Genomic DNA, 23,319 nt, shown 5'->3' on the forward strand with positions numbered 1-23,319 from the left:
TGCAGGGTATTTCCGTCATCGAACCGACTGTTCGAGCGCTGCGCATAAGGAGGGGTTGCGGATCTGGCTCGCATCAGGAGGTCCATCGATGAAGCTTTCCGCCCCCATCTATCGCCTGAAGCGCAAGGCCAAGGAGCTGGCGCGCAAGGACGACATCCCGCTCCATCTCGCGCTAGACCGCGTCGCCATTGGCGAAGGCTTCGGCGCCTGGAGCCTGCTCGCGGCCAGATCCGCCGAGAGCCTGTCTGCCGAGGGGCTGCTGGCCTGGCTGGAGCCAGGCGACCTGCTGCTGATCGGCGCGCGGCCCGGGCATGGCAAGACGCTGCTCAGCCTCCAGCTCGCGGTCGAGGCGATGAAGGCCGGCCGCCGCGCGGTGTTCTTCACGCTGGAATACACGGCCCGGGATGTGGTTGGCCGCTTTCGCGCACTTGGTGTCGATCCCGCCCAATTCGAGGCGCTGTTTTCCTTCGACGATTCGGAGGCGATCAGCGCCGATCACATCATGCGGGCGCTGGCGGAGGCGCCGCGCGGCACGCTGGCGATCGTCGACTATCTGCAACTGCTCGACCAGAAGCGCGGCAATGCGGAGCTGGCGGACCAGATCCGCGATCTCAAGGCGTTCGCGCTGGCGAGGGGCGTAATCCTCGCCTTCATCTCGCAGATCGACCGGTCCTACGATCCGGCGGCGAAACCCTGTCCCGATCTTGGGGATGTTCGCCTGCCGAACCCGCTCGACCTCTCGCTGTTCAGCAAGACCTGCTTCCTGAACGAGGGCGAAGTCCGGTTTCAGGCGGCGGGGTAGCGGCTTTGAAATAGTCCGTCATCCCGGCGCTGCGGCCGGAATGATGCCAAATGACAATCGTCGTTCAGCGAGGGCAGCGGCTCGTGCGTTCGGCGCGCTGGATGTCGGCGATGATGCGGCGCTGCGTCGGCGAGAGCGGCACGTCCTCGACATTGTCGTACTGGCAGCCGGCATTGCCGAAGGCGCTGATGCCGCGCTGGGTGCGGAAGCAATAGCCCTGCGCCTTGTAGATCTCGTTGCGCTGGTACCACAGGTCCTCGCAGCTCTGGGCGGCCGCGGGCGTCACAGTCCCGAAGAGCGGCAGGGCGACGCCGAGAGCGAGGACGGGGGTGAGCAGCTTCGACATGACGACCTCGTGCGGTGCGAACGTTATGTTGTCGCCCTTTGCGGACGCGACAAGTCTTTTCGCTCGCTGCCATGGCAGGATCACGATCTTGTTGCACGAGGGCGCGATCGCCCCGCTGGCAAAGCTGTGAATTGACGCAGCCTTGCCTGCGGAGGACAAGAATTGAGGGATTTTTCAGCCTTTCGCCTCCCAGATCGAGGCGAGCCGGGTTCCGGCCAAAAAAATAGCCGCAGGGATCGCCGGCGGCACTGCGCGCAGGTGCCGTCATCAGGTATGTTCCTCCCGACAGACAATGATAGTGCGCGCGAATCGCGCCCTGGAAAGGACCGTCGTCATGATCTTCTCTTCGCTGCACCGTCTGGCGCTCGCCGGCTTCGCCGCCTGTGCGCTTGGCGTCGCCGTCGCGCCGGCCCAGGCCCAGTCGCTCTCGGCCGAGCAACGCAGCGCCGTGGTCGAGCTGATCAAGGAGACGCTGCTGAAGAATCCGGAGCTGATCCAGGAGGCGCTGGTCGAGCTCGAGAAGCGCAACCAGGTCGCGCAGGTCGAGGCGCAGCGCAATGCGCTCTCGGCCGAGAAGGCGAGCCTGACCGACCCCGCGACCTCGGTGATCGCCGGCAACCCGCAGGGTGACGTCACCCTCGTCGAGTTCATGGATTACAATTGCGGCTTCTGCAAAAGGGCGATGGAAGACGTTCGCGCCCTCGCCAAGGACGATGCCAAGCTCAAGGTCGTGATCAAGGACTTCCCGATCCTCGGCCCCGACTCGGTCGAGGCCAGCCGCGTCGCCATCGCCGTGAAGAACCAGCTCCAGGGCCAGAAATACTGGGATTTCCATCTCAAGCTGATGGCGACCAAGGGCCGGATCAATGGCGCCAAGGCGCTGGAGATCGCCAAGGAAGCCGGCGCCGATATCGAACGCGTCAAGAAGGAGATCGATGCTCCGGCGACGCGCGCCGTGATCGAGCAGACGGTCGCGCTCGGCGACCGGCTCGGCCTCACCGGCACGCCGGCCTTCATCATCGGCGACGAGGTGGTGTTCGGCGCGGTCGGCCAGGCGGCGCTGAAGCAGAAGATCGAAGCCGTCCGCAAATGCGGCAAGGCGACCTGCAGCGGCTGAACCGATACGGCCTTCAAGCTGGCTCGCGGCGTCGTTTGCTGTGGACCAACGCGCGGGATGGCGGCGATTTGCATAGGCAAGGTGCCCACAGGGCGCCTTCGCCCTTTTCCTGACCCGCCGTTCCGGGTAAAGACGCGCGACATCGCGAGGCTGCCGGCTTGATCCGGCGCCATTCATTCGCATATGCGCATCCTCTTCGGGACCTGCCGTCCCGCCCAACCGAGCTCACGAAGACGGTGAAATCCGCCATGGCGACCAAGAGCCCCATCGATCCCGAACTCGTGCGCGAGATGGCGCAACTGATCAACGAGACCGATCTGACCGAGATCGAGGTGCAGAAGGGCGACCTGCGCATCCGCGTCGCCCGTACGATCACTGCGACGGTGATGGCTCCGGTTGCGCCTGCGCCGGCCTTCGCGCCTGCACCTGTGGCGGCCGCCGCTGCCGCTCCGGCCGAAGCCAAGGCCGCAGCTGCCCATCCCGGCACGGTCAACTCGCCGATGGTCGGCACCGCCTATCGCCGGCCCTCGCCGGATGCCAAGCCGTTCATCGAGATCGGCCAGGAGGTGAAGGCCGGCGAGCGCGTGCTGCTCGTCGAAGCCATGAAGACCTTCAATGACATCGTCGCCCCGCGTGCCGGCAAGGTCGTCGCGATTCTCGTCGAGGACGGCCAGCCGGTCGAATACGGCGAGCCCCTGCTGGTGATCGAGTGAGGATTCATCCGGGCGGGAGCGGGCTCAAGATGTTCGACAAGATCCTGATCGCCAATCGCGGCGAGATCGCGCTGCGGGTGCTGCGAGCTGCCAAGGAACTCGGCATCGCGACGGTTGCGGTGCATTCGACCGCAGACGCCAACGCCATGCATGTGCGCCTCGCCGACGAGAGCGTCTGCATCGGCCCGCCGCCGGCGCGCGAGAGCTATCTCAACATCCCGGCCCTGATCGCCGCCTGCGAGATCACCGGTGCCGACGCGGTCCACCCCGGCTACGGCTTCCTCTCGGAGAACGCCCGCTTCGCCGAGATCCTCGAACGGCACAACATCGCCTTCATCGGCCCCAAGGCCGAGCATATCCGCAGCATGGGCGACAAGATCGAGGCCAAGCGCACGGCCAAGCGTCTCGGCATCCCCTGCGTGCCGGGCTCCGAGGGCGGGGTCGCCGATGACGATGAGGCGCTGCGCATCATCAGAGAGATCGGGCTGCCCGTCATCATCAAGGCGGCGTCCGGCGGCGGCGGCAAGGGCATGAAAGTCGTGCGCAGCGAGGACGAAGTGTCCGTCGCGCTTGCCACGGCCCGCAGCGAGGCCAAGGCCAATTTCGGCGACGACGCCGTCTATATCGAGAAATACCTCGAGAAGCCGCGCCATATCGAGATCCAGGTGCTCGGCGACGGCAAGGGCCGGGCGATCCATCTCGGCGAGCGCGACTGCTCGCTGCAGCGCCGCCACCAGAAGGTCTGGGAGGAGGGGCCGTCGCCGGCCCTCAATGCCGGCGAACGCGACCGGATCGGCAACATCTGCGCCAAGGCGATGGCCGATATGGGCTATCTCGGCGCCGGCACGATCGAGTTCCTCTACGAGGACGGCGAGTTTTACTTCATCGAGATGAACACCCGCATCCAGGTCGAGCATCCGGTCACCGAGATGATCACCGGGATCGACCTCGTCAACGAGCAGATCCGGATCGCTGCCGGGGCGCCGCTCTCGATCAGCCAGAAGGACGTCGTCATCGAGGGCCATGCCATCGAATGCCGCGTCAATGCCGAGCACCCCGCGACCTTCCGGCCCTCGCCAGGCAAGATCGCCTCGTTCCATACGCCTGGCGGGCTCGGCGTGCGCGTCGATTCGGCGGCCTATCAGGGCTATGTCATCCCGCCGCATTACGACTCGCTGGTCGGCAAGCTGATCGTGCACGGCCGCAACCGGGCTGAATGCCTGATGCGCCTGCGCCGTTCGCTCGACGAGTTCGTCGTCGACGGCGTCGATACCACGCTGCCGCTGTTCCGGACGCTGGTGCGCAATCCGGACATCCTGAACGGCGACTACAACATCCACTGGCTGGAGAAATTCCTCGCCAATGGCGGCATGGATCAGCCGGGCGAGGTGTGAGATCCGGGGCATGCCGTCAAGCTCGGGCCTGACCCGAGCCTCTCAGGCGGGAAGGGCTCGGTAACGCCTTCTCGTCACGAGATTCCCGGGTCGGCGCTTCGCGCCGCCCGAGAACGACGCTTCGGGTTTGACTCAACCGCCGACCCGCGCTCCCATCGCCGCATGAAGGCCCGTTCCACACCCGCGCGCACGCCGGCGATCACGCCGGAGATCCTGCTGCGCGCCTATGCGGCCGGTGTCTTCCCGATGGCGGAGAGCGCCGACGATCCCGGCCTGTTCTGGGTCGAGCCGGAAATTCGCGGCATCATCCCGCTCGACGCCTTCCATCTGCCGGGCCGGTTGGCGCGCACTGTCCGGTCCGATCGTTTCGAGATCCGGATCGATCACGACTTCGCCCGCGTGATCGCGGCCTGCGCCGAAAGCCGGCCTGACCGGACCGAGACCTGGATCAACGGCCGCATCCGGGCGCTCTATGGCGAGCTCTTCCATCTCGGCTATGTTCACACCGTCGAATGCTGGCGCGAGGACAGGCTGGTCGGCGGGCTCTATGGCCTGTCGCTGGGCGGCGCCTTTTTCGGCGAGAGCATGTTCCACCGTGAGACCGACGCCTCGAAGGTGGCGCTTGTCCATCTCATCGCCCGGCTCCGGCGCGGCGGCTACCGCTTGCTCGATACCCAGTTCCAGACCGCGCATCTCTCACAGTTCGGCACGCGCGAGGTCCCGCGCGAGGCCTATCGCGAACTGCTCGACGCGGCGGTCGCGGCCGATGGCGACTGGTGGGCCTGGCCTGCCGGGCAGGCGGTCACCGGGGGCGAGGCGCTTGCCGAGCTGTCCGGCTGAGAGCCGGTCAGGTCGCCTGTCCGCCGCTTGCCATCGGCGAGGGCTCCCAGAGCTCGATCGGATTGCCCTCGGGATCGTGGATGCGGCAGAAGCGGCCGACTTCCGAATCCCATTCCGGTCGGGTCTCGACCGCGATGCCGGCAGCGCGGAGCGAAGCCATCATCGCATCGAGATCGTCGACGCGGAAATTGACCATCCATTGCTGGTCCGGCCTGCCGAAATAGTCCGTCGTTGCAGCGAAGGGGCCGAAGATGGTCGGCCCGGCCTCCTGGCTCCAGACCGCCTTGTTCATGTCGGCGATGCCGAGGTGAAGCTCGTACCAGGCCGATAGAGCCTGTGGATCGCGGCCGCGGAAGAACAGGCCACCAATGCCGGTGACCCGCGCCATGGTCAGTTGTTGCCGGCCGGGTCGCGGCCCTGCACCGGATTGGTCGGGAAGAAGCGCTGCGAGGGCGTCTGGCGCGGCTGCACCGGTACGCCCTGCGGCGGGGCGACATCGATGCGCTGATTGCCCGGTGGCGGCGTTTGCTGGGCCGGACGGGCCGGGCGACGCTGCTCGGGAGTGAGAGGCGGAGGCGCGGTCTCCGGCTCCTTCGGATCGACCACCAGCTCGGTGCCGCCTTTGCAGTCGGTCAGCCAGACATCATAGATCGCGTGCTCGACGCCATGCAGGCCCGGGCTGGACGCATACATCCAGCCGGTGAAGATGCGCCGGTACTCGTTGTTGAAGGTGACCTCGTCGACCTCGGTGAAGGAGGTCGTCTGCGGCGCCTCCGTCGGTGGACGGGTCCAGCAGATGCGCGGCGTGATCTGCAGCGCGCCAAACTGCACGGTCTCGTCGATCGCCACCTCGAAGGAGATGATCCGGCCGGTGATCTTGTCGAGCCCGGCGAAGACCGCCGTCGGATTGCGGATACGGTCGGCCTTGGCGGGGACGGCCAGTGCGAGCGCTGCGCCGGAGACGGCGGCGAGGGCGAGGATCCTGCGGAGCGAAGGCATGCCGGTATGCGATTCTCTTCAAGCGGGCCCGAGCCGCGATGGGGCGCAGTAGCACGGCAATCGCAGCGGAAAAAGGGCGAGAGGCCGGTGAATGGCCGGGCTCGCACCGAAAGCGCGACGACGCTCCGTCGCCGGTCATGCGTTTCCTCGGATAGAGCCGGCATCGAGACGCATGCCGACCAGCGCTTTCGCTCTTGCGAACCGTTTGCATGTCTTTATCTTGCGAATGCACTGCAAGAGCAGAATTGGGATCAGGCATGGACGCTCGGGTCGAGAAGGTGCCCGCAGGCTGGCGCAGCGAGCGGGGCGAGGCTTCGCTGGCCGATGTCCATCGCTCGATCGCGGTGCGCAACTCGGGACCGGGCTGGCGCCGTGCCGCGGCCTTCGCCGGGCCGGGCTATCTCGTTGCCGTCGGCTATATGGATCCCGGCAACTGGGCGACCTCGATCGCAGGTGGCTCCAAATTCGGCTACACGCTGCTGGTTGTCGCGCTGGTCTCCAACATCATGGCGATCGTGCTGCAGTCGCTCTGCGCGCGGCTCGCCATCGCGTCGGGGCGCGACCTCGCCCAGGCCTGCCGCGACGCCTTCCCCCGGCCCGTCGCCTATGTGCTGTGGTTCCTCGCCGAAACCGCGATCATCGCCACCGACATCGCCGAGGTGATCGGCACCGCGATCGGCCTCAACCTGATCTTCGGCATTCCGCTCGAGCTCGGCGTCATCATCACCGCGCTCGACGTCTTCCTGATCCTCTATCTGCAGCGGCTCGGGTTCCGCTGGGTCGAGGCGCTGATCATCACTCTGCTCGGCGTGATCGCGGTATGCTTCGCCATCCAGATCGCGCTCGCCGATCCGAACTGGGGGCAGGTGATCCGCGGCTTTGCGCCGACCACCGAGATCGTCACCAATCCGGAGATGCTGTACCTCGCGCTCGGCATCCTCGGTGCGACGGTGATGCCGCACAATCTCTATCTGCATTCGGGCATCGTGCAGACGCGCGCCTATGGCGAAACCCTGCCGGAGAAGCGTCAGGCGCTGAAATTCGCCACGATCGATTCGACGGTCGCGCTGATGTTCGCGCTGCTGATCAACGCCTCGATCCTCATCCTGGCGGCGGCGACCTTCTACAAGACCGGCCAGACCGAGGTCGCCGAGCTCGGCGACGCGCACAAGCTGCTCGGCCCGCTGCTGGGGGTGGCGATCGCGCCGACCCTGTTCGGCATCGCGCTGCTCTGCTGCGGCATCAACTCGACGGTGACGGCGACGCTCGCCGGCCAGATCGTAATGGAGGGGTTTCTCAAGATCAGGCTGGCGCCTTGGCTGCGCCGGCTGATCACCCGAGGCATCGCCATCATACCGGCGGCAGCGGTGACGATCTGGTACGGCGATTCCGGCACGGCGCGCCTCCTGATCCTGACCCAGGTCGTCCTCTCGCTGCAGCTCTCCTTCGCGGTCTTCCCGCTGGTGATGTTCACTGCCGACAAGGCCAAGATGGGCGAGCTCGTCGCGCCGCGCTGGCTCATCGCCTTCGCCTATCTGATCGCGGTGGTGATCGCGGCGCTCAACGTCAAGCTGCTGGTCGACTTTATCGGCGTGGCAGGTTGAGTCAGCGCGCAGCGCGCCTGGCGCGAAAGCGGGCGACCTTGTCGCGGTTGCCACAGAGGCTCATCGTGCACCAGCGCCGGGTGTTGTTGCGGCCGCGATCGTAGAAGACGAGCGTGCAATGATCGGCGGCGCAGCGCTTCAGCCGCGCCGGCTCGGCCTCGCAGACGAAACGGGCGAGATCGAGCGATATCTGGGCGGCGGGCCCGGCGGGATCGAACGCGAATCCGAGCGCGGGTCCATTGTCCCCGCGCTGCAAGACATGGTGGCCGTTGAGGCCGGCCAACCGCCGATTGACCGACGCCAAGACTGCATCGGGCAGCGGCTGGCCTGCCTCAAGCGTCTCAAAGACCGGCCGCAGCTCCGCGCGCAGAGTGCGCAGATCGGTCATTGCCTCGCTTCCATCTCCGGCAGCATCGCCGAGCCCGGCTGCTCTCAGCCAGGCCAATGCCCGCTCGGGACCATCGATCAGCTCCTGGGGACCGGTTTCGCCGGCGGGCGTGGTGTTGAGCAGATCCAGCCAGGTCGAGCCGCCGACGAAGGGAAAACCGTCGCGGAATTCGCTGGAAGCCTCTGTCGCAGACGTCATCTCGGATCTCGGAGGGATATGTCGATATGTAACCGCTTATTTATCGATTGACAGGTGTCAAATCAAGTGACACCGTTGAAGAAGATAAACAGAGGTTACATCACTTGCGATGCCCCGTTCCCTCAGCCGCTTTGCCGCCATCACCCTCGCCGCAGGAGTTCTTGCCATGACGTCCGTTGCCGTCGCCGAGCCCGGCCCAACTCAGTTCCGCACGACCGAGATCGCCGGCACCGAGATCTTCTATCGCGAGGCCGGGCCGCAGGACGCGCCGGCGCTCTTGCTGCTGCACGGTTTTCCGTCCTCGTCGCACATGTTCCGCGACCTGATTCCGCGCCTTTCGGGGCAGTACCGGGTGATCGCGCCGGACTATCCCGGCTTCGGCCATAGCGGCGCGCCGTCGCCCGCCGCGTTCGATTATCGCTTCGACCGCCTCGCCGATGTGGTGGAAGCGCTGGTCGATCGGCTCGGGCTGAAGAGCTATGTGCTCTATCTGCAAGACTATGGCGGCCCGGTGGGCTTCCGCCTGGCGCTACGCCGGCCGGAGCGGGTGCGCGGGCTGATCGTTCAGAACGCCGTCGCCAATGCCGAGGGCTGGAACCCCGAGATCACCGCGTCGATGGGGCCGTTCTGGCGCGAGCGCAACGCCGAGACCGAGAAGCCCTTCGCCGACCTGCTGAAGCCGGAAACGACGCGCTTCCAGTACGTCCATGGCGCCACGCGGGCCGAACGGCTCTCGCCCGATGCGTGGACGATGGATCAGGCCGGGCTGGACCGACCGGGCAATCGCGAGATCCAGCTAAGATTGCTGCACGATTATCAGAGCAATTTCGCAGCCTATCCGGCCTGGCAGCGCTACCTCACCGAACGCCAGCCGCCGATGCTGATCGTCTGGGGCAAGAACGACCCGTTCTTCACGCTCCAGGGGGTCGACTATCTGAAGCAGCAGGTGCCGGGCGCCGAGGTGCATCTGTTCGACGCCGGCCATTTCGCGCTGGAGACGCATGCTGGCGAGATCGCCGAACGCATCCGGACGTTCATGGCGCGGTTGCCTGCGCGGTAGTCCGTGTGCTGGGCTCCGGCATGAGCAGAAGCAGCAGCGCCAGCGCGATGCCAGCGGCGATGCCGAGCGTGATGAAGGCCGCGCCATAGCCGTAGCCGACGACGATCGCCCCGGCGACAGAGGTGCTCAGGGCGCCGCCGATGCCTTGCGCAGTCGCGATGGCGCCCTGGGCGACGTTGAAATGGCCGGTGCCGGCCGTGAGATCGGCGACGATAAGCGGAAAGAGAGCGCCGAAGATGCCCGCGCCGACGCCGTCCAGCAACTGGACGCTGATCAGCCAGGGCGTCGCATCCGAGAGCGGGTAGAGCAGGCCGCGCAGGCACAGGACCGCCAGCGCCACCGCGAAGATCCGCTTGCGGCCCCAGCGATCGGCCTTGGCGCCCACGACGAGGGCGACCGGGACCATCACCAATTGGGCTGCGACGATGCAGGCCGACATCAAGGTGGTGGCCAGCTCCGGATTGGCCAACGCCAGCTTCTGGCCGACGAGCGGCAGCATCGCCGCATTGGCGAAATGAAAGAGCGTGGTCGACGCAGCGAAGACCAGCAGAGGCGGGTTGGCGAGAAGCACGCTGAAGCCCGACGGGCGTGCCTCGCCGGAGCCCGTGGACGCGCTGTCGAGGCCGCGGGCGACGTCGTGATCGATTGCCGCCGCGGGCACGCTCAGCGTGGCGGCGATGCTGGCCACCGCCATCGCCGCCATCAGCCAGAAGACCGCGCCGGGGCCGAGCCAATAGGCCAGCGCCCCGGCGAGCAAAGCGGCGACGGCGTTGCCGGCATGATTGAACGCCTCATTGCGGCCGATCCGGGCTGCGAACGCCTTCGGCCCGACGATGCCGAGCGTGATCGCGGCGATCGCCGGAGGGAACACGGCGCCGGCGACCCCCGAGATCGCCTGCAGGATCGTGACCGGCACCAGGCCGGGAAAGAGCGGAATGGCGAGCGAGGCGGCCGTGATCGCGAGCGCAGCGGCGACGAGAATGGCGCGTTTCGCCCGTACGACATCGATCAGCGCACCCGCCGGCGTCTGCGCGACGATTCCGGCGATCCCCGCCGCCGAGAGCGTGAAGCCGATCGAGGCCTCGTCCCAGTGCTGAACCGTCAGCAGGTAGATCGCGAGATAGGGGCCGAGGCCGTCGCGGACATCGGCGAGGAAGAAGTTCAGCGCGTCGAGCGGCCCGCGAGCCGATGAGGTGCGATCAGGGGCCATATCGATCTCGCGGCTAGAACGGCGCGCCGATCAACGGGCGAGGACGAGCCTGGTTCCCGTGCGTCCAGGCACAAAGAACCGGCGGTGCGTGGCACCGCCGGCGTGAGCTCGCATCTTCGTCCGCCTGTCAGCGGCCGGGCGTCCAGGCCTGATAGTCGCCGGTCGCGGCCGGGGTCTTGTTCTCGCCGAGGGTCGAGCCAGGCGGGTGATAGGCCATGGCAGTGCCGGTGTAGTTCGGCTGGTGCGGTTTCTGCCATTCGCGCGGGGTATACTTTTCCTCGGAGGGAGCGACATCGACGGTGTGATGGAGCCAGCCGTTCCAGCCGGGCGGGATGATCGAGGCTTCGATCGGGCCGTTGTAGACCACCCAACGGCGCTGGATGCCGAGCGCCTTGTCCTTCACGCCGCCTTTGGTGCGGTAGTAGACGTTGCCGAACTCGTCCTCGCCGACCTTCTCGCCGAAGCGCCAGGTGTGGAACCGCGTGCCGATCGTCTGGCCGTTCCACCAGGTGAAGAGCTGGAGCAGGGTCTTGGTCATCGCTTTGCGTCCGCGCAGGCCTTGGAGCCGTCGCCCGACTTATGAAGAGCGAGGCGAGGGATGTCCAGTGCGGCCCGGCGCAGCAGCGTCGTCGGGTTCGAGTTGATGAATGGCCACGAGGTAATGATGGCCATTCTCGATATCGCCTGTGCCTGGCGGCAGCCGCTCGCGGCCCCTTGCATCTAAGCCCGGTCAGGAGCTGTCGCTGTCCAGCATGGCGGAACGCCGGTGCGACCGATCTCGCCTGCCACGTCGCGGCGTCCCCGCCACGATTCGGTCATGATTCGGAGCGCCTTCGATGAGCCTCGTTGACGCGCCAGCCGCCCAAGCTTCGCGCGGATTCAAGCACTTGTGGCTGCCGCTGCAGAGAGGACTTCCACTAGTAGGGTTCGCGAGGTCCTGTTGATGCCCTGTTAACCATGGTCCGGCGGATTTTAGTGATTTCACACCGGCAAGGATCGTTGCAAGCTCGCAACGGCGCCGCGATTCCACATGTGATTCCTTGAGCTTAGCAGGTGCCTTGAAACTTATCCCCATGATCCACATCTCCCTACAAGATGTCGTATCCACACCTATCGCCTCGCACTAATCCTTGACGGCGCGACCCAATCGGGACTAAATTTTGACGGTCGCGTGACGGTTGGCGGAGACGCCTTTTTCGACCCGCGAAACGAGTTCCCAGACGGGTCAAGGCGATCACCGCGGCGCGCCAGAGATGGCGACGGCGAACGGCGACGTGCGTGCTCCGGCTGGCCGCATCAGGAAACCGATGACGGGGGCACACCGTCGCGGGATCCGGGAGCATCAAACCGAGTTGGTCTGACATCAGGAGCCGGTGAGCAACCGGCCGCGCGGGGCGCCATGATGCGTCCGCGGCAAGCATTGGGGACGAAGCTTATGCGCATCGAGCGCCGCCATACCACCGCCGGCCAGTCGCCCTATGCGGCGATCCCGTTCCGCTCGGCGGTAAGCGAGATCCGCAATCCCGATGGTTCGATCGTCTTCCGGCTCGAAGGCATCGAGGTGCCGGAGGCCTGGTCGCAGGTGGCGAGCGACGTGCTCGCGCAGAAGTACTTCCGCAAGGCCGGCGTTCCGGCCGCGTCCAAGAAGGTCGAGGAGAACGACGTCCCGTCCTTCCTCTGGCGTTCGATTCCCGACGAGGCTGCGCTCGCCAAGCTGCCGGAAGACAAGCGTTTCGGCTCCGAGATCTCGTCCAAGCAAGTCTTCGACCGGCTCGCCGGCTGCTGGACCTATTGGGGCTGGAAGGGTGGCTATTTCTCCTCGGAGGAGGATGCCCACGCTTTCCATGACGAGCTGCGTTTCATGCTGGCCTCGCAGATGGTCGCGCCGAACTCGCCGCAATGGTTCAACACCGGCCTGCACTGGGCCTATGGCATCGACGGGCCGAGCCAGGGCCATTTCTACGTCGACTTCAAGACCGGCAAGCTGGTGAAGTCGAAGTCGAGCTACGAGCACCCGCAGCCGCATGCCTGCTTCATCCAGGGCGTGCAGGACGACCTCGTCAACGAGGGCGGCATCATGGACCTCTGGGTCCGTGAGGCCCGCCTGTTCAAGTATGGCTCGGGCACCGGCTCGAACTTCTCGATGCTGCGCGGCGAGGGCGAGAAGCTCGCCGGCGGCGGCCGTTCCTCCGGCCTGATGTCCTTCCTCAAGATCGGCGATCGTGCCGCCGGCGCGATCAAGTCGGGCGGCACCACCCGCCGCGCCGCCAAGATGGTCGTCGTCGACGTCGATCACCCGGACATCGAGACCTATATCGACTGGAAGGTGAAGGAGGAGCAGAAGGTCGCGGCGCTCGTCGCCGGCTCCAAGATCGTCCAGAAGGCGATGAAGGCGGTGATGAAGGCCTGCGTCAACTGCGAGGCCGCCGACGATGCCTGCTTCGATCCCGAGAAGAACCCGGCGCTGAAGCGAGAGATCAAGCTCGCCCGCAAGGCGATGGTGCCTGACAACTACATCAAGCGCGTCATCCAGTTCGCCAGGCAGGGCTACACCGAGATCCAGTTCGACACCTACGACACCGACTGGGATTCGGAGGCCTATCTCACCGTTTCCGGCCAGAACTCGAACAACTCCGTCTCGCTGACCGACGACTTCCTGCGCGCGGTCGAGAATGACGGCGACTGGAACCTGATCGGTCGCACCACGGGCAAGGTCACCAAGACCCTGAAGGCGCGCGACCTCTGGGAGAAGATCGGCTACGCCGCCTGGGCTTCGGCCGATCCCGGCCTGCACTTCAACACCACGATGAACGACTGGCACACCAGCCCGGCCTCGGGACGCATCCGCGCCTCGAACCCGTGCTCGGAGTACATGTTCCTCGACGATACCGCCTGCAACCTGGCCTCGGCCAACCTGCTGCAGTTCTACGACCGGCAGACCAAGGCTTTCGACGTCGCCGGCTACGAGCATCTCTGCCGGCTCTGGACCATCGTGCTCGAGATCTCGGTGACGATGGCGCAGTTCCCGAGCCGCGAGATCGCCGAGCTCTCCTATGAGTACCGCACGCTCGGCCTCGGCTACGCCAATATCGGCGGCCTGCTGATGACCATGGGCCTCGGCTACGACAGCGACGAGGGCAGGGCGCTCGCCGGCGGCCTGACCGCGATCATGACCGGCGTCGCCTATGCGACCTCGGCCGAGATGGCGGGCGAGCTCGGCCCGTTCCCGGGCTACAAGAAGAACGCCCAGCACATGCTGCGCGTCATCCGCAACCACCGCGTCGCGGCGCATGGCCAGGCCTCCGGCTATGAGGGCCTGCAGGTCACGCCGGTGCCGCTCGACCATGCCACGCTGGAGCGCCTCGGCGGCTCCTCGGCGACGGTGTCGGAGCGGGCCAAGGCGAGCTGGGACGAGGCGCTGGCGCTGGGCGAGAAGCACGGCTACCGCAACGCCCAGTCGACCGTGATCGCGCCGACGGGCACGATCGGCCTCGTCATGGATTGCGACACCACCGGCATCGAGCCCGACTTCGCGCTGGTGAAGTTCAAGAAGCTCGCCGGCGGCGGCTACTTCAAGATCATCAACGGCGCGGTTCCCGATGCGCTGCGTGCGCTGGGCTATCGCGAGGCGGATATCGCCGAGATCGAGGCCTATGCCGTCGGCCATGGCTCGATGAAGCAGGCGCCCGGCATCAACCCCGGCTCGCTCCGGGCCAAGGGTTTCAGCGACGAGAAGATCGAGGCGGTCGAGAAGGGGCTGAAGAGCGCTTTCGACATCAAGTTCGTCTTCAACAAGTGGACCCTGGGCGAGGATTTCCTCACCGGCACTCTCAAGGTTCCGGCCGAGAAGCTGAACGACATGTCGTTCGAGCTCTTGCCCTTCCTCGGCTTCAGCAAGGCCGAGATCGAGGCCGCCAACGTCCATGTCTGCGGGGCGATGACACTGGAAGGCGCGCCGCACCTGAAGAAGGAGCATTACAACGTCTTCGACTGCGCCAACCCCTGCGGGCGCATCGGCAAGCGCTATCTCTCGGTCGAGAGCCATATCCGCATGATGGCGGCGGCGCAGCCCTTCATCTCGGGCGCGATCTCCAAGACCATCAACATGCCGAACGACGCCACCGTCGAGGATTGCAAGAGCGCCTATCTGCTCTCCTGGAAGCTGGCGCTGAAGGCGAACGCGCTCTACCGCGACGGCTCGAAGCTGTCGCAGCCGCTGAACTCGGCCCTGATCGCCGACGAGGACGACGACGCGGATGAGGCGACCGAGGCGCTCTACCAGCAGCCGCTGGCGGCGCGCGCTACCCAGATCGCGGAAAAGATCGTCGAGCGCGTCGTCGAACGCGTGGAACGTGTCCGCGAGCGTGAGAAGATGCCGGCGCGGCGCACCGGCTACATCCAGAAGGCGGTGGTCGGCGGCCACAAGGTCTATGTCCACACCGGCGAATATGCCGATGGCCGCCTCGGCGAGATCTTCATCGACATGCACAAGGAAGGCGCTGCCTTCCGGGCGATGATGAACAACTTCGCCATCGCGGTCTCTCTCGGCCTGCAATACGGCGTGCCGCTGGAGGAGTATGTCGAGGCCTTCACCTTCACCCGCTTCGAGCCCTCGGGCTTCGTGCAGGGCAACCAGTCGATCAAGAACGCGACCTCGATCCTCGACTACGTCTTCCGCGAGCTGGCGATCTCCTATCTCGGCCGGCACGACCTCGCCCATGTCGATCCCTCCGAGATCGGCCATGACGTGATGGGCAGCGGCGTCGAGCAGGGCAAGGCGCCGGATGCGGCCGGGCCGATCACCTCGACCCCGCTGGCCTCCTCGGGCTTCCGCCGCGGCAAGCCGATCAACCTGCTCGCCATCCAGGGCGGCGCTGCGGCCAACGACGCGGTCGCTCGCGGTGGCGCCAGCGTGACCGGCATCTCGACGCTCGGCGCCACCGCGCTGAAGGAAGAGCCGGAGGCTTATGGCGAAGAGCAGATGAGCAAGCTCGGCTTCGCCGCGCCGGCCGCCCAGCCGACCGCTTCCGAGCGCCGGGCCGAGGCGATCATGAAGGGCTATGTCGGCGACTCGTGCGGCGAATGCGGCAACTTCACGCTGGTGCGGAATGGCACGTGTTTGAAGTGCAACACCTGCGGTTCGACGACCGGGTGCTCGTGAGGCTCGATCTCAGTCGATAGATGGATGCGATGACGGCCGGAGCTTGCTCCGGCCGTTTTTGCGTGAACCTGCGGCTTAGATTCCGGTCAGCATCAGATCGAGCGCCGCCGTGATGGCGAAATGCTCCTTTGCCAGTGATGCGACGGGCGGCCCCAGCAGGCTGCGACGGATTGCGACGATCTCGGTCGGCACCAGAACGACCTTCGCGCCGTTGATCGTGAAACCGGGGTTCAGGCGCTTGATCGCCGGCAACAATTCGGCTCGGCGCAGCGGCGCAATTACGCGAGTGTCGAGCGAAGAAAGCAAATCGGCCTGAAGGTCGATGACGAACGGATATTCTGCTCGCAGACGCTCGCCGGGGTGCTCGTAGACGTCGTATTGCGCCACGCGCTCACCAGCCGCGGAATTCGTCGGAGAACAGGCCGCGCTCGGCCGTCCAGGCATTCTGGGCAGTTATCGCTTCGCCATTCTCCGCGAGCCAGCGCCGAGCATCTTCTTCCGCGATCCGCTTCCGCAGAGCGTCCTCGGTGATGGCCGAGAGGTTGAGCCCGTGCGCTCGCGCCGCCTCGATCAGGTCGGCATCCAGCGAAAGATTGATCGGTCTCTTGGCAGCACGGTTCATGCGCATGGATTATGCACATCAGGCAGGTGCTGTCACGCGACACGCTTGCTCAGGCGAGATCAAGGCTGCGCTCAGCCCCAATCCGACATGCGTCATCCGCCAAGGCGCTTCACCGGCAACGCGCTTGTCTCGGCAATTCCCGATCGGCCAACATCGGGTGCTTCGCGGTCACTGGTCGCGGGCCAACCGCGGCATGAGGGGCAAGCGCAGATGAGCGGACTGTTGATTTCGGGTGGCCGTGTCGTCGATCCGGAAAGCGGCCATGACGGCATCGCCGATGTCGCGATCGCGGACGGAAAGATCGTCGCGATCGGCTCCAATCTCGGCAGCGCCGAGCGTGTGATCGACGCGAAGGGGCTGATCGTGGCTCCCGGCTTCATCGACCTTCATGCCCATGGCCAGTCGATTCCGGCCGACCGCATGCAGGCCTTCGACGGCGTCACCACGACGCTGGACCTCGAGGCCGGCGTGCTGCCGGTCGCCTCCTGGTATCGCCGCCAGGCGGAGCAGGGCCGCATCCTGAACTACGGCGCCGCCACGAACTGGGCCTTCGCCCGGATCGGCGCGATGATCGGGATCAACGAGGAATCGTCGCTGGAAGCGTTCGGACGCGCGATGCGCGATCCGCGCTGGATGGATGAGATCTCCTCGCCATCCGAGCAGCAGAACATCCTCGAGCGCATCGCGGCGGGGCTCGACGAGGGTGGCATCGGCATCGGCATCCTGAACGCCTATGCGCCCGGCGCCGGCGTGCAGGAGCTGACCGCGCTCTGCCAGCTCGCCGCCGAGCGCGGCGTGCCGACCTTCACCCATATCGCCTATATGGCGAACACCGACCCGAAGAGCGCGGCGGAGGCCTATATCCGCCTGATCGGCTATGCCGGCGCCACCGGCGCGCATATGCACATCTGCCACTTCAACAGCTCAAGCAAGACCGATGTCGAGCGGTGCGAGCGATTGATCCGGAAGGCACAGGCGCAGGGGCTGCCGATCACGGTGGAGGCCTATCCCTATGGCACCGGCTCCACGGTGATCGCGGCCGCATTCTTCAGCGATCCCGAATTCGAGCGCCGCAACGACACCCGGTATGAACAGATCCAGCTCGTCACCAGCGGCCGCCGGATCCAGGACCGCGAGGACCTGCTGTCCGCGCAGTCGGAGGACCCGTCGCAGCTCGTTCTCTGGCATGTGCTCGACACCGAGAACAATGCCCGCCATCGCGACATGCTCGACCTCTCGGTGCTGTATCCCGGCGGCGCGATCGCCTCCGACGCCATGCCGTGGTCGATGCCGGACGGATCGACCTATACCGGCGATGCCTGGCCGCTGCCGGATGAAGCGACCTCGCATCCGCGCTCGTCCGGCACCTTCACGCGCTTCCTGCGGCACTGGGTGCGCGAGCGGCAGGCGGTCAGCCTGCAGGAGGGGATCGCGAAATGCACCCTGATCCCGGCCGAGATCCTGGCATCGAGCACGCCCGCCATGCGTGACAAGGGCCGGCTGAAGGCCGGAGCCGATGCCGATGTCGTGGTGTTCGACCTCGACACGCTGACCGATCGGGCGGAGTTTTCGGCAATGAACCGCCCGGCGGAAGGCGTCCGGCATCTCATCGTCAGCGGGGAGCCGGTCATCGCCGACGGAGTCATGGACGTCGCGGCACGGCCGGGCCGGCCTGTGCGCCGACCGCTCAGTGCGGCGGCCTGACGCCATGCCGGTTCCGATCCTGCTGGTGACGGGCTTTCTCGGAGCCGGCAAGACGACGCTGGTCAACCGCATCCTGCAACAGGCCGACGGGCGCCGCATCGCCGCCGTCGTCAATGATTTCGGCGCGATCAACATCGATGCGGAGCTGATCGCCGGCGCGGAGGACGGGGTCGTCAGCCTCGCCAATGGCTGCATCTGCTGCTCGCTGGAAGGTGACCTGCTGCGGACGCTCTCCAACCTGCTGCGGCGAACCCCGCGCCCTGAAGCCATCGTGATCGAGACCAGCGGCGTCGCCGATCCCGAAGACATCATCCGCAACCTGATGGACCCGGTGATCTGGCGCGAAGCGCCGTTGGAGACGGTGCTGTGCGTCGTCGATGTGTCGTCACCGGAGGCGCTGCTCGACGACCCGCTGTTCCTGAGCCAGCTGCGAGCCGCCGATCTTCTCGCCGTCAGCAAGGGCGATCTCGTCGACAAGGCCTCGCTCGACGAGCGTTGCCGCTCCCTGTCGCAGATCAACCGCAGGGCCACCCTCGTCGAGGCGACCGGCGGCGATATTTCGCTCGATCTTGTCTTTCCTGAAGTCGGGACGGCTCGCGAGCGGACGACACGCCCGAAAAGGCCGAGCATCGATCGGTTCGAGACCTTCAACTGGACATCCGGCACGCCGATCTCGCTCGCCGGGTTTCAGCAGGTCGTCGGCCGGCTTGCGCCGCGGCTCGTCCGTGCGAAGGGATTTCTCGACACGATCGAGAAGCCCGATGGCCGATATCTCTTTCAGCTCGCGGGTGGGAGAGCCACGCTGGCGCCTCTCGATCGGGACGAGCCGGCGCGAGGCACCAGAATCGTCTTCATCGCGGAGATCGGCAGGATCACTCAGGTGGATATCGATGACGCGATGATCCGGGCGAGCGGGCATCAGGGCCAATAGCCCGGAACTCACAGACGTTCCTGACCTGACGGTTCAGGCACGCGGCGTGTCGAGCCCCATCTGCCAGAAATCGGCCTCCAGCTTCGAAGCCTGGCCGAACAGGGCGGCGAGCTCGGAAAAGCGCGCTTCGGTCATCGCCCGCGCCGCGAGCGCGTCGAGATGGCGGCGGGCGTCGCGGGCGACCTGCTGATAGGCTTGCCCGGCATATTCGCCGATCCAGTTGCGATAGGGATGGTCGTCGAGCGCAGGTCCGAGCTCTCCGGCGAGCCTAGCGCCGATCTCGGCATAGCCGATGATGCAGGGGCTGAGCGCGACATGCAGGTCGAGCAGGTCGCCCGAGACGCCGCAATCGAGCACGAAGCGGGTATAGGCGACCGTTGCCTGATGCTCGGGCGCGGCTTCAAGCTGCTCGGGCGAGAGACCCCAGCGGCCGCAGAGCCGGACATGCAGGTCCATTTCGAGGTCGAGGATCGCCGACAGGCCGGCCTTGGCGGCGCGCATGTCGGCGAGGGTTCGGCTCTTATACGCCGCCAGCGCATAGGCGCGGGCGAACTGGATCAGGAAGAGATAGTCCTGCACGAGATAGGCCCGGAAGGCGGCCTGCGGCAGCGAGCCGTCGCCCATTTGCCGGACGAAATCATGTTCGACATAGGACGCCCAATCGGCGGCTGCGGTGGCTTTCAACCTGTCGAAGATGTCCACGGCCTGAGACTCCTTCCGGATCGGATTCGCGCGGCAGTCATAGCGCAAACCGCCGCTGCGCGGCGTGCCGCGGATGACGCAGGTTTGATCCGCGCCGGCGGCGACAGGGTGCAGATGCCGCGTTAGCCTTCCACCGTGTCTGGACAATCAGGAGGGTGCGACCATGACCAGTTTCGCGATCGGCCGGCGGGCGCTTCTCTGCGCAGCGGCCGTTTCCATTCTTGCCTTGCCGGCCCTGGCGCATCATGGCTGGGGCTGGGCGGTCGACGAACAGAGCGAGCTCAAGGGCACGATCCGCTCGATCTCGATGGCGCCGCCGCATCCGACGCTGCAGGTCGCGGCGACCGATGGCGTCCTCTGGCAGATCGATCTCGGCAATCCCAGCCAGACCGCACGGGCCAATTTTACCGGCGACACAGCGAAGGTCGGCGACGCCATCACCGTGCTCGGCAACCGGCATCAGGACGCCAGCAAAAGGCAGATGAAGGCGGTACGCATCACCATCGCTGGCAAGAACTACGACATGTATCCGGAGCGGATCAAAACGAACTGAGCGCCTGTGGCGACAGTGATCGACTGGCTCGGTAACTGGCCGGGAGCGTTGCTGCTGCAACGCTCCGGCACCGCATATCTCTTGGTCAACGCCGCGCATATCCTCGGCATCGGCCTGCTGCTCGGCGCGATCCTGCCGCTCGATCTCCGGCTGGCCGGCGTCTTGCGCGCCTCGGCGCTGCCGCTGATCGGCCCGATCCTGATCCGCACGGCCGCATTCGGGCTGGCGCTGGCGCTTACGACCGGGCTCTGGCTGTTCACAGTAAAGCCGGGCGAATATCTCGGGAACACCGCCTTCCTGAGCAAGCTCGGCCTGCTGGTCCTGGCGCTCGGCAACATCGCGCTACAGCATCATGGCTTGAAGCCGGCACTGGCGGGCGGTGTGATCGGCCTGCGCGTTCGGGTGCTGGCCATGGTTTCCGCCTTGCTCTGGCTCTGCGTGTTGATCGCCGGGCGCTGGATCGGCTTCGTCTGACCAGGCCGAGACCTCGGCGACGGTGTCGCGCTGGTCGGTCATGGACATGGCAACCCGGGAGCACCTCCGCCTGATGGAAGGTCAAGCGCCACCGAAATCGATCGAATGCAAGCCATCGCGGCAAGCCGGGCGAAACCCTGCCGGGCGAAAGCTGTGTGCCCAGCACCCGCCGTCAAAGCGGCGTTAGCCAGTTCCCGCCATTGTCCTGCGCGTGCACGCCCCACGCCACGATCCGATCTCCAGGCATGCCGAGCCGGCGGGCGAACCGCCGAGCGCTGGGGCGGTGGCGCGTCGCCTCGACGGCCTCGGCTTCGAGCCGGTGCTGGAACGCGAGTATCGGCAGCACATGCGCGCCGACCAGCGCCGCAGCACGCTGGTCTGCCTGATCACGGCGCTCGGCATCTGGCTGACCTTCATCGGGCTCGACCTGACGCGCCTCGACAATCTCATCGCGATCGGGAGCCAGGACAGCTTCGTCGAACTCGCGATCGTGCTGAGGCTGGGGACGCTCGCCGTGATCCTGCGCCTGCTCTGGATCGTGCGCCGCAACCGCCAGGCCCATGCCTATCACCACCTCACCATGCTTGCGCTGGCGCTGATCGGGGTGACCTGCGCCTTCATCGCCAACATGTACAAGCTGCGCGGCCTGCCGCAGGCCGACATCGCCCAGCTCGTGATCATTGCTGCTGTCTTCCTGCCGGTCGGGCTGACCTTCCTGCAGAGCCTGGGCATCGCTTTGCTGATCGCGGTGTTCACCACTGTGCTCGGCGTGCTGATGCTCGAACCGGCGCAACTGGCCGAGCATGGGCGGCTGTCGATCCTGCTGTTCTTCGCAGTCTTCGTCAGTGCCGTCGGTGCCTGGCTGCGCGAGAGAGCCGAGCGCGACCAGTTCCTGCTGCGCCGCATGCTGCACAGCCGGGCAATGTCGGATGCGCTCACTGGCATCGCCAACCGGCGCGGCTTCGAGGAACATGTTGCGATGGCATTGCTGCAGGCGCGGCGGGAGCGGGTGCCGGTCGTCTTCGCGGTGCTCGATGTCGACCATTTCAAGCGCTACAACGACCGCTATGGCCACCAGGCCGGTGACATCGCGCTGGCCCTGATCGCCCGCGCGATCGACAGCAAGCTGCGTCCGCCGATGGACATGGTCGGGCGACTCGGCGGCGAGGAATTCGGCCTGCTGCTCTACGACACCACGCCGCAGAGGGCTCAGGAGCGGCTGGAACGGGTCGCGCAGGCGATCGCCGAGCTCAGGATCGAGCACGCAGCGTCGCCGACGGCGTCATACATCACCGTCAGCATGGGGGCGGTCGGGTTCGACGGGCAGGAGACGGCGGTCGATCTCTACCGGCGCGCCGACGCGGCGCTCTATGCCGGCAAGGCTTCGGGCCGGAACCGGGTCGAGCTGATCAAGGGCGGCGAACGCCGGGCGGGGTAGCCTGCTGCATTGCCGAGCTGCTATGCGGCCTGCGTCCTGACGCGATGAGAGATTTGCCATGTCCGCACCCGTTTCCATCGGCCTGATCGGCGCCGGCATCATGGGCGAGCGCATGCTGCGCGCGATCCTGGCGCAATCGCCGGAGCTGGTGCGCGCTGCCGGCATCTGGGACCCGTCCGGCGAGGCTCTGGCGCGGATCGCCAGCGAGCTGCCGGATGTCGCGCAGAAGCCCGACGCGGCCGCCGTGATCGCGGCGAGCGACTGCGTCTACATCGCCTCGCCGCCGGCCTCGCATCTCGGCCATGCCCGCGCCGCGCTCGCGGCCGGCAGAACCGTCTTATGCGAGAAGCCGCTCGCGATCGACGTCGCCGATTCCCGTGCCTTCGTCGCCGAGGCGGGTGTGCGCGGAGCAGTCAATTTCCCCTTCGCCTCCTCGCCGGCGGTCGCGCAATTGCAGGACTGGGCCGGCGGCGTCGGTGGCAACCGGCGGATCTCAATCGAGGTCGCCTTCGCAACCTGGCCACGCTCCTGGCAGGCCGATGCGGCAGGCTGGCTCGACCGGCGCGAACAGGGCGGCTTCACCCGCGAGGTCGTCTCGCATTTCCTCTTCCTGAGCCGGCGGCTCGGCGGGGTGCTCCACGGCCTGCAGGCCAGTGTCTCCTTCCCGGAGGAGGGCAAGTCTGAACGCCGGATCGAGGCGCGCCTGATGGCGGGCGACATCCCGGTGACGCTGACCGGCAGCGTCGGCACGACGCCAAAGGACGATCACAACATCTGGATGCTGGAGGGCGAGGGCAGCGCGATCAGACTCTGCGACTGGTCGCTGGCCGAGCAGCGCCAGCCGGACGGCTCCTGGCAGCGGGCTCCGGATGCGCTGACGCAGCTCGAAGCGCGGCCGGTCGCGCTGAAGCGGCAGCTCGAAGGCGTCGCCAAGCTGGCGCGCGGCGAGGCGCACCAGCTGGCGACGCTGGAAGAAGCACTGAATGTCCAGGAGATCGTCGAGGCGATCCTGGAGAGCTGACCGCCTTCGTTGAGATGGCATGGCAAGGGCACTATGATCGGC

23 protein-coding genes are annotated in these 23,319 nt (G+C 66.4%); 14 read left to right on the top strand and 9 right to left on the bottom strand.

Features of this window, described 5'->3' with window-relative positions; all coding sequences use genetic code 11:
* Positions 1-88: 88 nt before the first annotated feature.
* The gene (locus tag V7S63_RS00745) at positions 89-802 is read left to right on the top strand and encodes a DNA helicase (protein WP_336528862.1); all 714 of its coding nucleotides are present in this window, start codon (positions 89-91) and stop codon (positions 800-802) included.
* Between the two features lie 64 nt (positions 803-866).
* On the opposite strand, the gene V7S63_RS00750 is transcribed toward V7S63_RS00745, so the two are convergent.
* Positions 867-1,148, bottom strand: coding sequence for a YARHG domain-containing protein (locus tag V7S63_RS00750; protein ID WP_100960683.1), 282 nt, complete (start codon positions 1,146-1,148; stop codon positions 867-869).
* Positions 1,149-1,482: 334 nt separating this feature from the next.
* On the opposite strand from V7S63_RS00750, the gene V7S63_RS00755 reads away from it, so the two are divergent.
* The 4 genes from V7S63_RS00755 to aat all read left to right on the top strand — a co-directional run bounded on the left by V7S63_RS00755 (position 1,483) and on the right by aat (position 5,212).
* A complete protein-coding gene (locus tag V7S63_RS00755) occupies positions 1,483-2,265 on the top strand; it encodes a DsbA family protein (protein WP_336528863.1) in 783 nt (260 codons plus the stop codon).
* A gap of 248 nt (positions 2,266-2,513) precedes the next feature.
* Positions 2,514-2,978 carry an acetyl-CoA carboxylase biotin carboxyl carrier protein gene (gene accB, locus V7S63_RS00760; protein ID WP_091828598.1) on the top strand — a complete coding sequence of 155 codons (465 nt, stop codon included), beginning with the start codon at positions 2,514-2,516 and terminating at the stop codon, positions 2,976-2,978.
* Positions 2,979-3,007: 29 nt separating this feature from the next.
* Positions 3,008-4,372: an acetyl-CoA carboxylase biotin carboxylase subunit gene (accC, locus tag V7S63_RS00765; protein WP_091828600.1), complete on the top strand. Its 1,365-nt coding sequence runs from the start codon at positions 3,008-3,010 to the stop codon at positions 4,370-4,372.
* 162 nt (positions 4,373-4,534) lie between these two features.
* Positions 4,535-5,212 carry a leucyl/phenylalanyl-tRNA--protein transferase gene (gene aat / locus V7S63_RS00770; protein ID WP_091828601.1) on the top strand — a complete coding sequence of 226 codons (678 nt, stop codon included), beginning with the start codon at positions 4,535-4,537 and terminating at the stop codon, positions 5,210-5,212.
* A 7-nt stretch (positions 5,213-5,219) separates the two neighbouring features.
* On the opposite strand, the gene V7S63_RS00775 is transcribed toward aat, so the two are convergent.
* Positions 5,220-5,600, bottom strand: a complete 381-nt coding sequence (locus tag V7S63_RS00775; RefSeq protein WP_336528864.1) for a VOC family protein — start codon at positions 5,598-5,600, stop codon at positions 5,220-5,222.
* Between the two features lie 2 nt (positions 5,601-5,602).
* Entirely contained in the window at positions 5,603-6,211 is a 609-nt protein-coding gene (locus V7S63_RS00780) for a DUF2155 domain-containing protein (protein ID WP_336528865.1), read from the bottom strand.
* Between the two features lie 257 nt (positions 6,212-6,468).
* Between V7S63_RS00780 and V7S63_RS00785 the strand changes: the two genes are divergently transcribed.
* Positions 6,469-7,815, top strand: a complete 1,347-nt coding sequence (locus tag V7S63_RS00785; RefSeq protein WP_091828606.1) for an Nramp family divalent metal transporter — start codon at positions 6,469-6,471, stop codon at positions 7,813-7,815.
* Between the two features lies 1 nt (position 7,816).
* Here V7S63_RS00785 and V7S63_RS00790 read toward each other — a convergent pair whose 3' ends face one another.
* Positions 7,817-8,401 (bottom strand): CGNR zinc finger domain-containing protein, encoded by a 585-nt coding sequence (locus V7S63_RS00790; RefSeq protein ID WP_336528866.1) that lies wholly within the window; start codon positions 8,399-8,401, stop codon positions 7,817-7,819.
* A gap of 166 nt (positions 8,402-8,567) precedes the next feature.
* On the opposite strand from V7S63_RS00790, the gene V7S63_RS00795 reads away from it, so the two are divergent.
* Positions 8,568-9,461 (top strand): alpha/beta fold hydrolase, encoded by an 894-nt coding sequence (locus V7S63_RS00795; RefSeq protein WP_336528867.1) that lies wholly within the window; start codon positions 8,568-8,570, stop codon positions 9,459-9,461.
* Here V7S63_RS00795 and V7S63_RS00800 read toward each other — a convergent pair.
* On the bottom strand, positions 9,436-10,671 hold the full coding sequence (locus V7S63_RS00800) for an MFS transporter (RefSeq protein ID WP_336528868.1): 1,236 nt from the start codon (positions 10,669-10,671) through the stop codon (positions 9,436-9,438). The genes V7S63_RS00795 and V7S63_RS00800 overlap by 26 nt on opposite strands.
* A gap of 127 nt (positions 10,672-10,798) precedes the next feature.
* Complete coding sequence (locus tag V7S63_RS00805) at positions 10,799-11,209, bottom strand: NADH:ubiquinone oxidoreductase subunit NDUFA12 (RefSeq protein WP_091828610.1); 411 nt, start codon at positions 11,207-11,209, stop codon at positions 10,799-10,801.
* A gap of 897 nt (positions 11,210-12,106) precedes the next feature.
* On the opposite strand from V7S63_RS00805, the gene V7S63_RS00810 reads away from it, so the two are divergent.
* On the top strand, positions 12,107-15,832 hold the full coding sequence (locus tag V7S63_RS00810; RefSeq protein ID WP_336528869.1) for a vitamin B12-dependent ribonucleotide reductase: 3,726 nt from the start codon (positions 12,107-12,109) through the stop codon (positions 15,830-15,832).
* Positions 15,833-15,907: 75 nt separating this feature from the next.
* Here the strand turns inward: V7S63_RS00810 and V7S63_RS00815 are convergent, their stop codons facing one another.
* Together V7S63_RS00815 and V7S63_RS00820 are read right to left on the bottom strand one after the other, a co-directional pair.
* Complete coding sequence (locus tag V7S63_RS00815) at positions 15,908-16,219, bottom strand: CcdB family protein (protein ID WP_158673336.1); 312 nt, start codon at positions 16,217-16,219, stop codon at positions 15,908-15,910.
* Positions 16,220-16,223: 4 nt separating this feature from the next.
* The gene (locus V7S63_RS00820; protein WP_199777385.1) at positions 16,224-16,454 is read right to left on the bottom strand and encodes a type II toxin-antitoxin system CcdA family antitoxin; all 231 of its coding nucleotides are present in this window, start codon (positions 16,452-16,454) and stop codon (positions 16,224-16,226) included.
* A 210-nt stretch (positions 16,455-16,664) separates the two neighbouring features.
* On the opposite strand from V7S63_RS00820, the gene V7S63_RS00825 reads away from it, so the two are divergent.
* Both V7S63_RS00825 and V7S63_RS00830 read left to right on the top strand, forming a co-directional pair.
* Entirely contained in the window at positions 16,665-18,158 is a 1,494-nt protein-coding gene (locus V7S63_RS00825; protein ID WP_336528870.1) for an amidohydrolase family protein, read from the top strand.
* A 4-nt stretch (positions 18,159-18,162) separates the two neighbouring features.
* Complete coding sequence (locus V7S63_RS00830) at positions 18,163-19,089, top strand: CobW family GTP-binding protein (protein WP_336528871.1); 927 nt, start codon at positions 18,163-18,165, stop codon at positions 19,087-19,089.
* A gap of 33 nt (positions 19,090-19,122) precedes the next feature.
* Here V7S63_RS00830 and tenA read toward each other — a convergent pair whose 3' ends face one another.
* Positions 19,123-19,791, bottom strand: coding sequence for a thiaminase II (gene tenA, locus V7S63_RS00835; RefSeq protein ID WP_336528872.1), 669 nt, complete (start codon positions 19,789-19,791; stop codon positions 19,123-19,125).
* A 163-nt stretch (positions 19,792-19,954) separates the two neighbouring features.
* Between tenA and V7S63_RS00840 the strand changes: the two genes are divergently transcribed.
* The 4 genes from V7S63_RS00840 to V7S63_RS00855 all read left to right on the top strand — a co-directional run bounded on the left by V7S63_RS00840 (position 19,955) and on the right by V7S63_RS00855 (position 23,277).
* Complete coding sequence (locus V7S63_RS00840) at positions 19,955-20,344, top strand: DUF6152 family protein (RefSeq protein ID WP_336528873.1); 390 nt, start codon at positions 19,955-19,957, stop codon at positions 20,342-20,344.
* A gap of 6 nt (positions 20,345-20,350) precedes the next feature.
* Positions 20,351-20,818 carry a DUF2214 domain-containing protein gene (locus V7S63_RS00845; RefSeq protein ID WP_336528874.1) on the top strand — a complete coding sequence of 156 codons (468 nt, stop codon included), beginning with the start codon at positions 20,351-20,353 and terminating at the stop codon, positions 20,816-20,818.
* Positions 20,819-21,101: 283 nt separating this feature from the next.
* The gene (locus tag V7S63_RS00850; RefSeq protein ID WP_336528875.1) at positions 21,102-22,256 is read left to right on the top strand and encodes a GGDEF domain-containing protein; all 1,155 of its coding nucleotides are present in this window, start codon (positions 21,102-21,104) and stop codon (positions 22,254-22,256) included.
* A 58-nt stretch (positions 22,257-22,314) separates the two neighbouring features.
* Positions 22,315-23,277: a Gfo/Idh/MocA family protein gene (locus V7S63_RS00855; RefSeq protein WP_336528876.1), complete on the top strand. Its 963-nt coding sequence runs from the start codon at positions 22,315-22,317 to the stop codon at positions 23,275-23,277.
* Positions 23,278-23,319: the final 42 nt, after the last annotated feature.

Origin of the sequence: Allobosea sp. CCNWLY174 (assembly GCF_037120455.1) — a bacterium.
In the GTDB taxonomy this organism is placed as follows: Bacteria; Pseudomonadota; Alphaproteobacteria; order Rhizobiales; family Beijerinckiaceae; genus Allobosea; species Allobosea lupini.

Coding starts and splice junctions, on each gene's coding strand:
- V7S63_RS00820 (WP_199777385.1), bottom strand. CDS start 16,454: ATGAACCGTGCTGCCAAGAGACCGATCAATCTTTCGCTGGATGCCGAC.
- V7S63_RS00745 (WP_336528862.1), top strand. CDS start 89: ATGAAGCTTTCCGCCCCCATCTATCGCCTGAAGCGCAAGGCCAAGGAG.
- V7S63_RS00750 (WP_100960683.1), bottom strand. CDS start 1,148: ATGTCGAAGCTGCTCACCCCCGTCCTCGCTCTCGGCGTCGCCCTGCCG.
- accB (WP_091828598.1), top strand. CDS start 2,514: ATGGCGACCAAGAGCCCCATCGATCCCGAACTCGTGCGCGAGATGGCG.
- V7S63_RS00825 (WP_336528870.1), top strand. CDS start 16,665: ATGAGCGGACTGTTGATTTCGGGTGGCCGTGTCGTCGATCCGGAAAGC.
- V7S63_RS00830 (WP_336528871.1), top strand. CDS start 18,163: ATGCCGGTTCCGATCCTGCTGGTGACGGGCTTTCTCGGAGCCGGCAAG.
- V7S63_RS00775 (WP_336528864.1), bottom strand. CDS start 5,600: ATGGCGCGGGTCACCGGCATTGGTGGCCTGTTCTTCCGCGGCCGCGAT.
- accC (WP_091828600.1), top strand. CDS start 3,008: ATGTTCGACAAGATCCTGATCGCCAATCGCGGCGAGATCGCGCTGCGG.
- V7S63_RS00780 (WP_336528865.1), bottom strand. CDS start 6,211: ATGCCTTCGCTCCGCAGGATCCTCGCCCTCGCCGCCGTCTCCGGCGCA.
- V7S63_RS00810 (WP_336528869.1), top strand. CDS start 12,107: ATGCGCATCGAGCGCCGCCATACCACCGCCGGCCAGTCGCCCTATGCG.
- V7S63_RS00795 (WP_336528867.1), top strand. CDS start 8,568: ATGACGTCCGTTGCCGTCGCCGAGCCCGGCCCAACTCAGTTCCGCACG.
- aat (WP_091828601.1), top strand. CDS start 4,535: ATGAAGGCCCGTTCCACACCCGCGCGCACGCCGGCGATCACGCCGGAG.
- V7S63_RS00855 (WP_336528876.1), top strand. CDS start 22,315: ATGTCCGCACCCGTTTCCATCGGCCTGATCGGCGCCGGCATCATGGGC.
- V7S63_RS00840 (WP_336528873.1), top strand. CDS start 19,955: ATGACCAGTTTCGCGATCGGCCGGCGGGCGCTTCTCTGCGCAGCGGCC.
- V7S63_RS00755 (WP_336528863.1), top strand. CDS start 1,483: ATGATCTTCTCTTCGCTGCACCGTCTGGCGCTCGCCGGCTTCGCCGCC.
- V7S63_RS00785 (WP_091828606.1), top strand. CDS start 6,469: ATGGACGCTCGGGTCGAGAAGGTGCCCGCAGGCTGGCGCAGCGAGCGG.
- V7S63_RS00800 (WP_336528868.1), bottom strand. CDS start 10,671: ATGGCCCCTGATCGCACCTCATCGGCTCGCGGGCCGCTCGACGCGCTG.
- V7S63_RS00790 (WP_336528866.1), bottom strand. CDS start 8,401: ATGACGTCTGCGACAGAGGCTTCCAGCGAATTCCGCGACGGTTTTCCC.
- V7S63_RS00805 (WP_091828610.1), bottom strand. CDS start 11,209: ATGACCAAGACCCTGCTCCAGCTCTTCACCTGGTGGAACGGCCAGACG.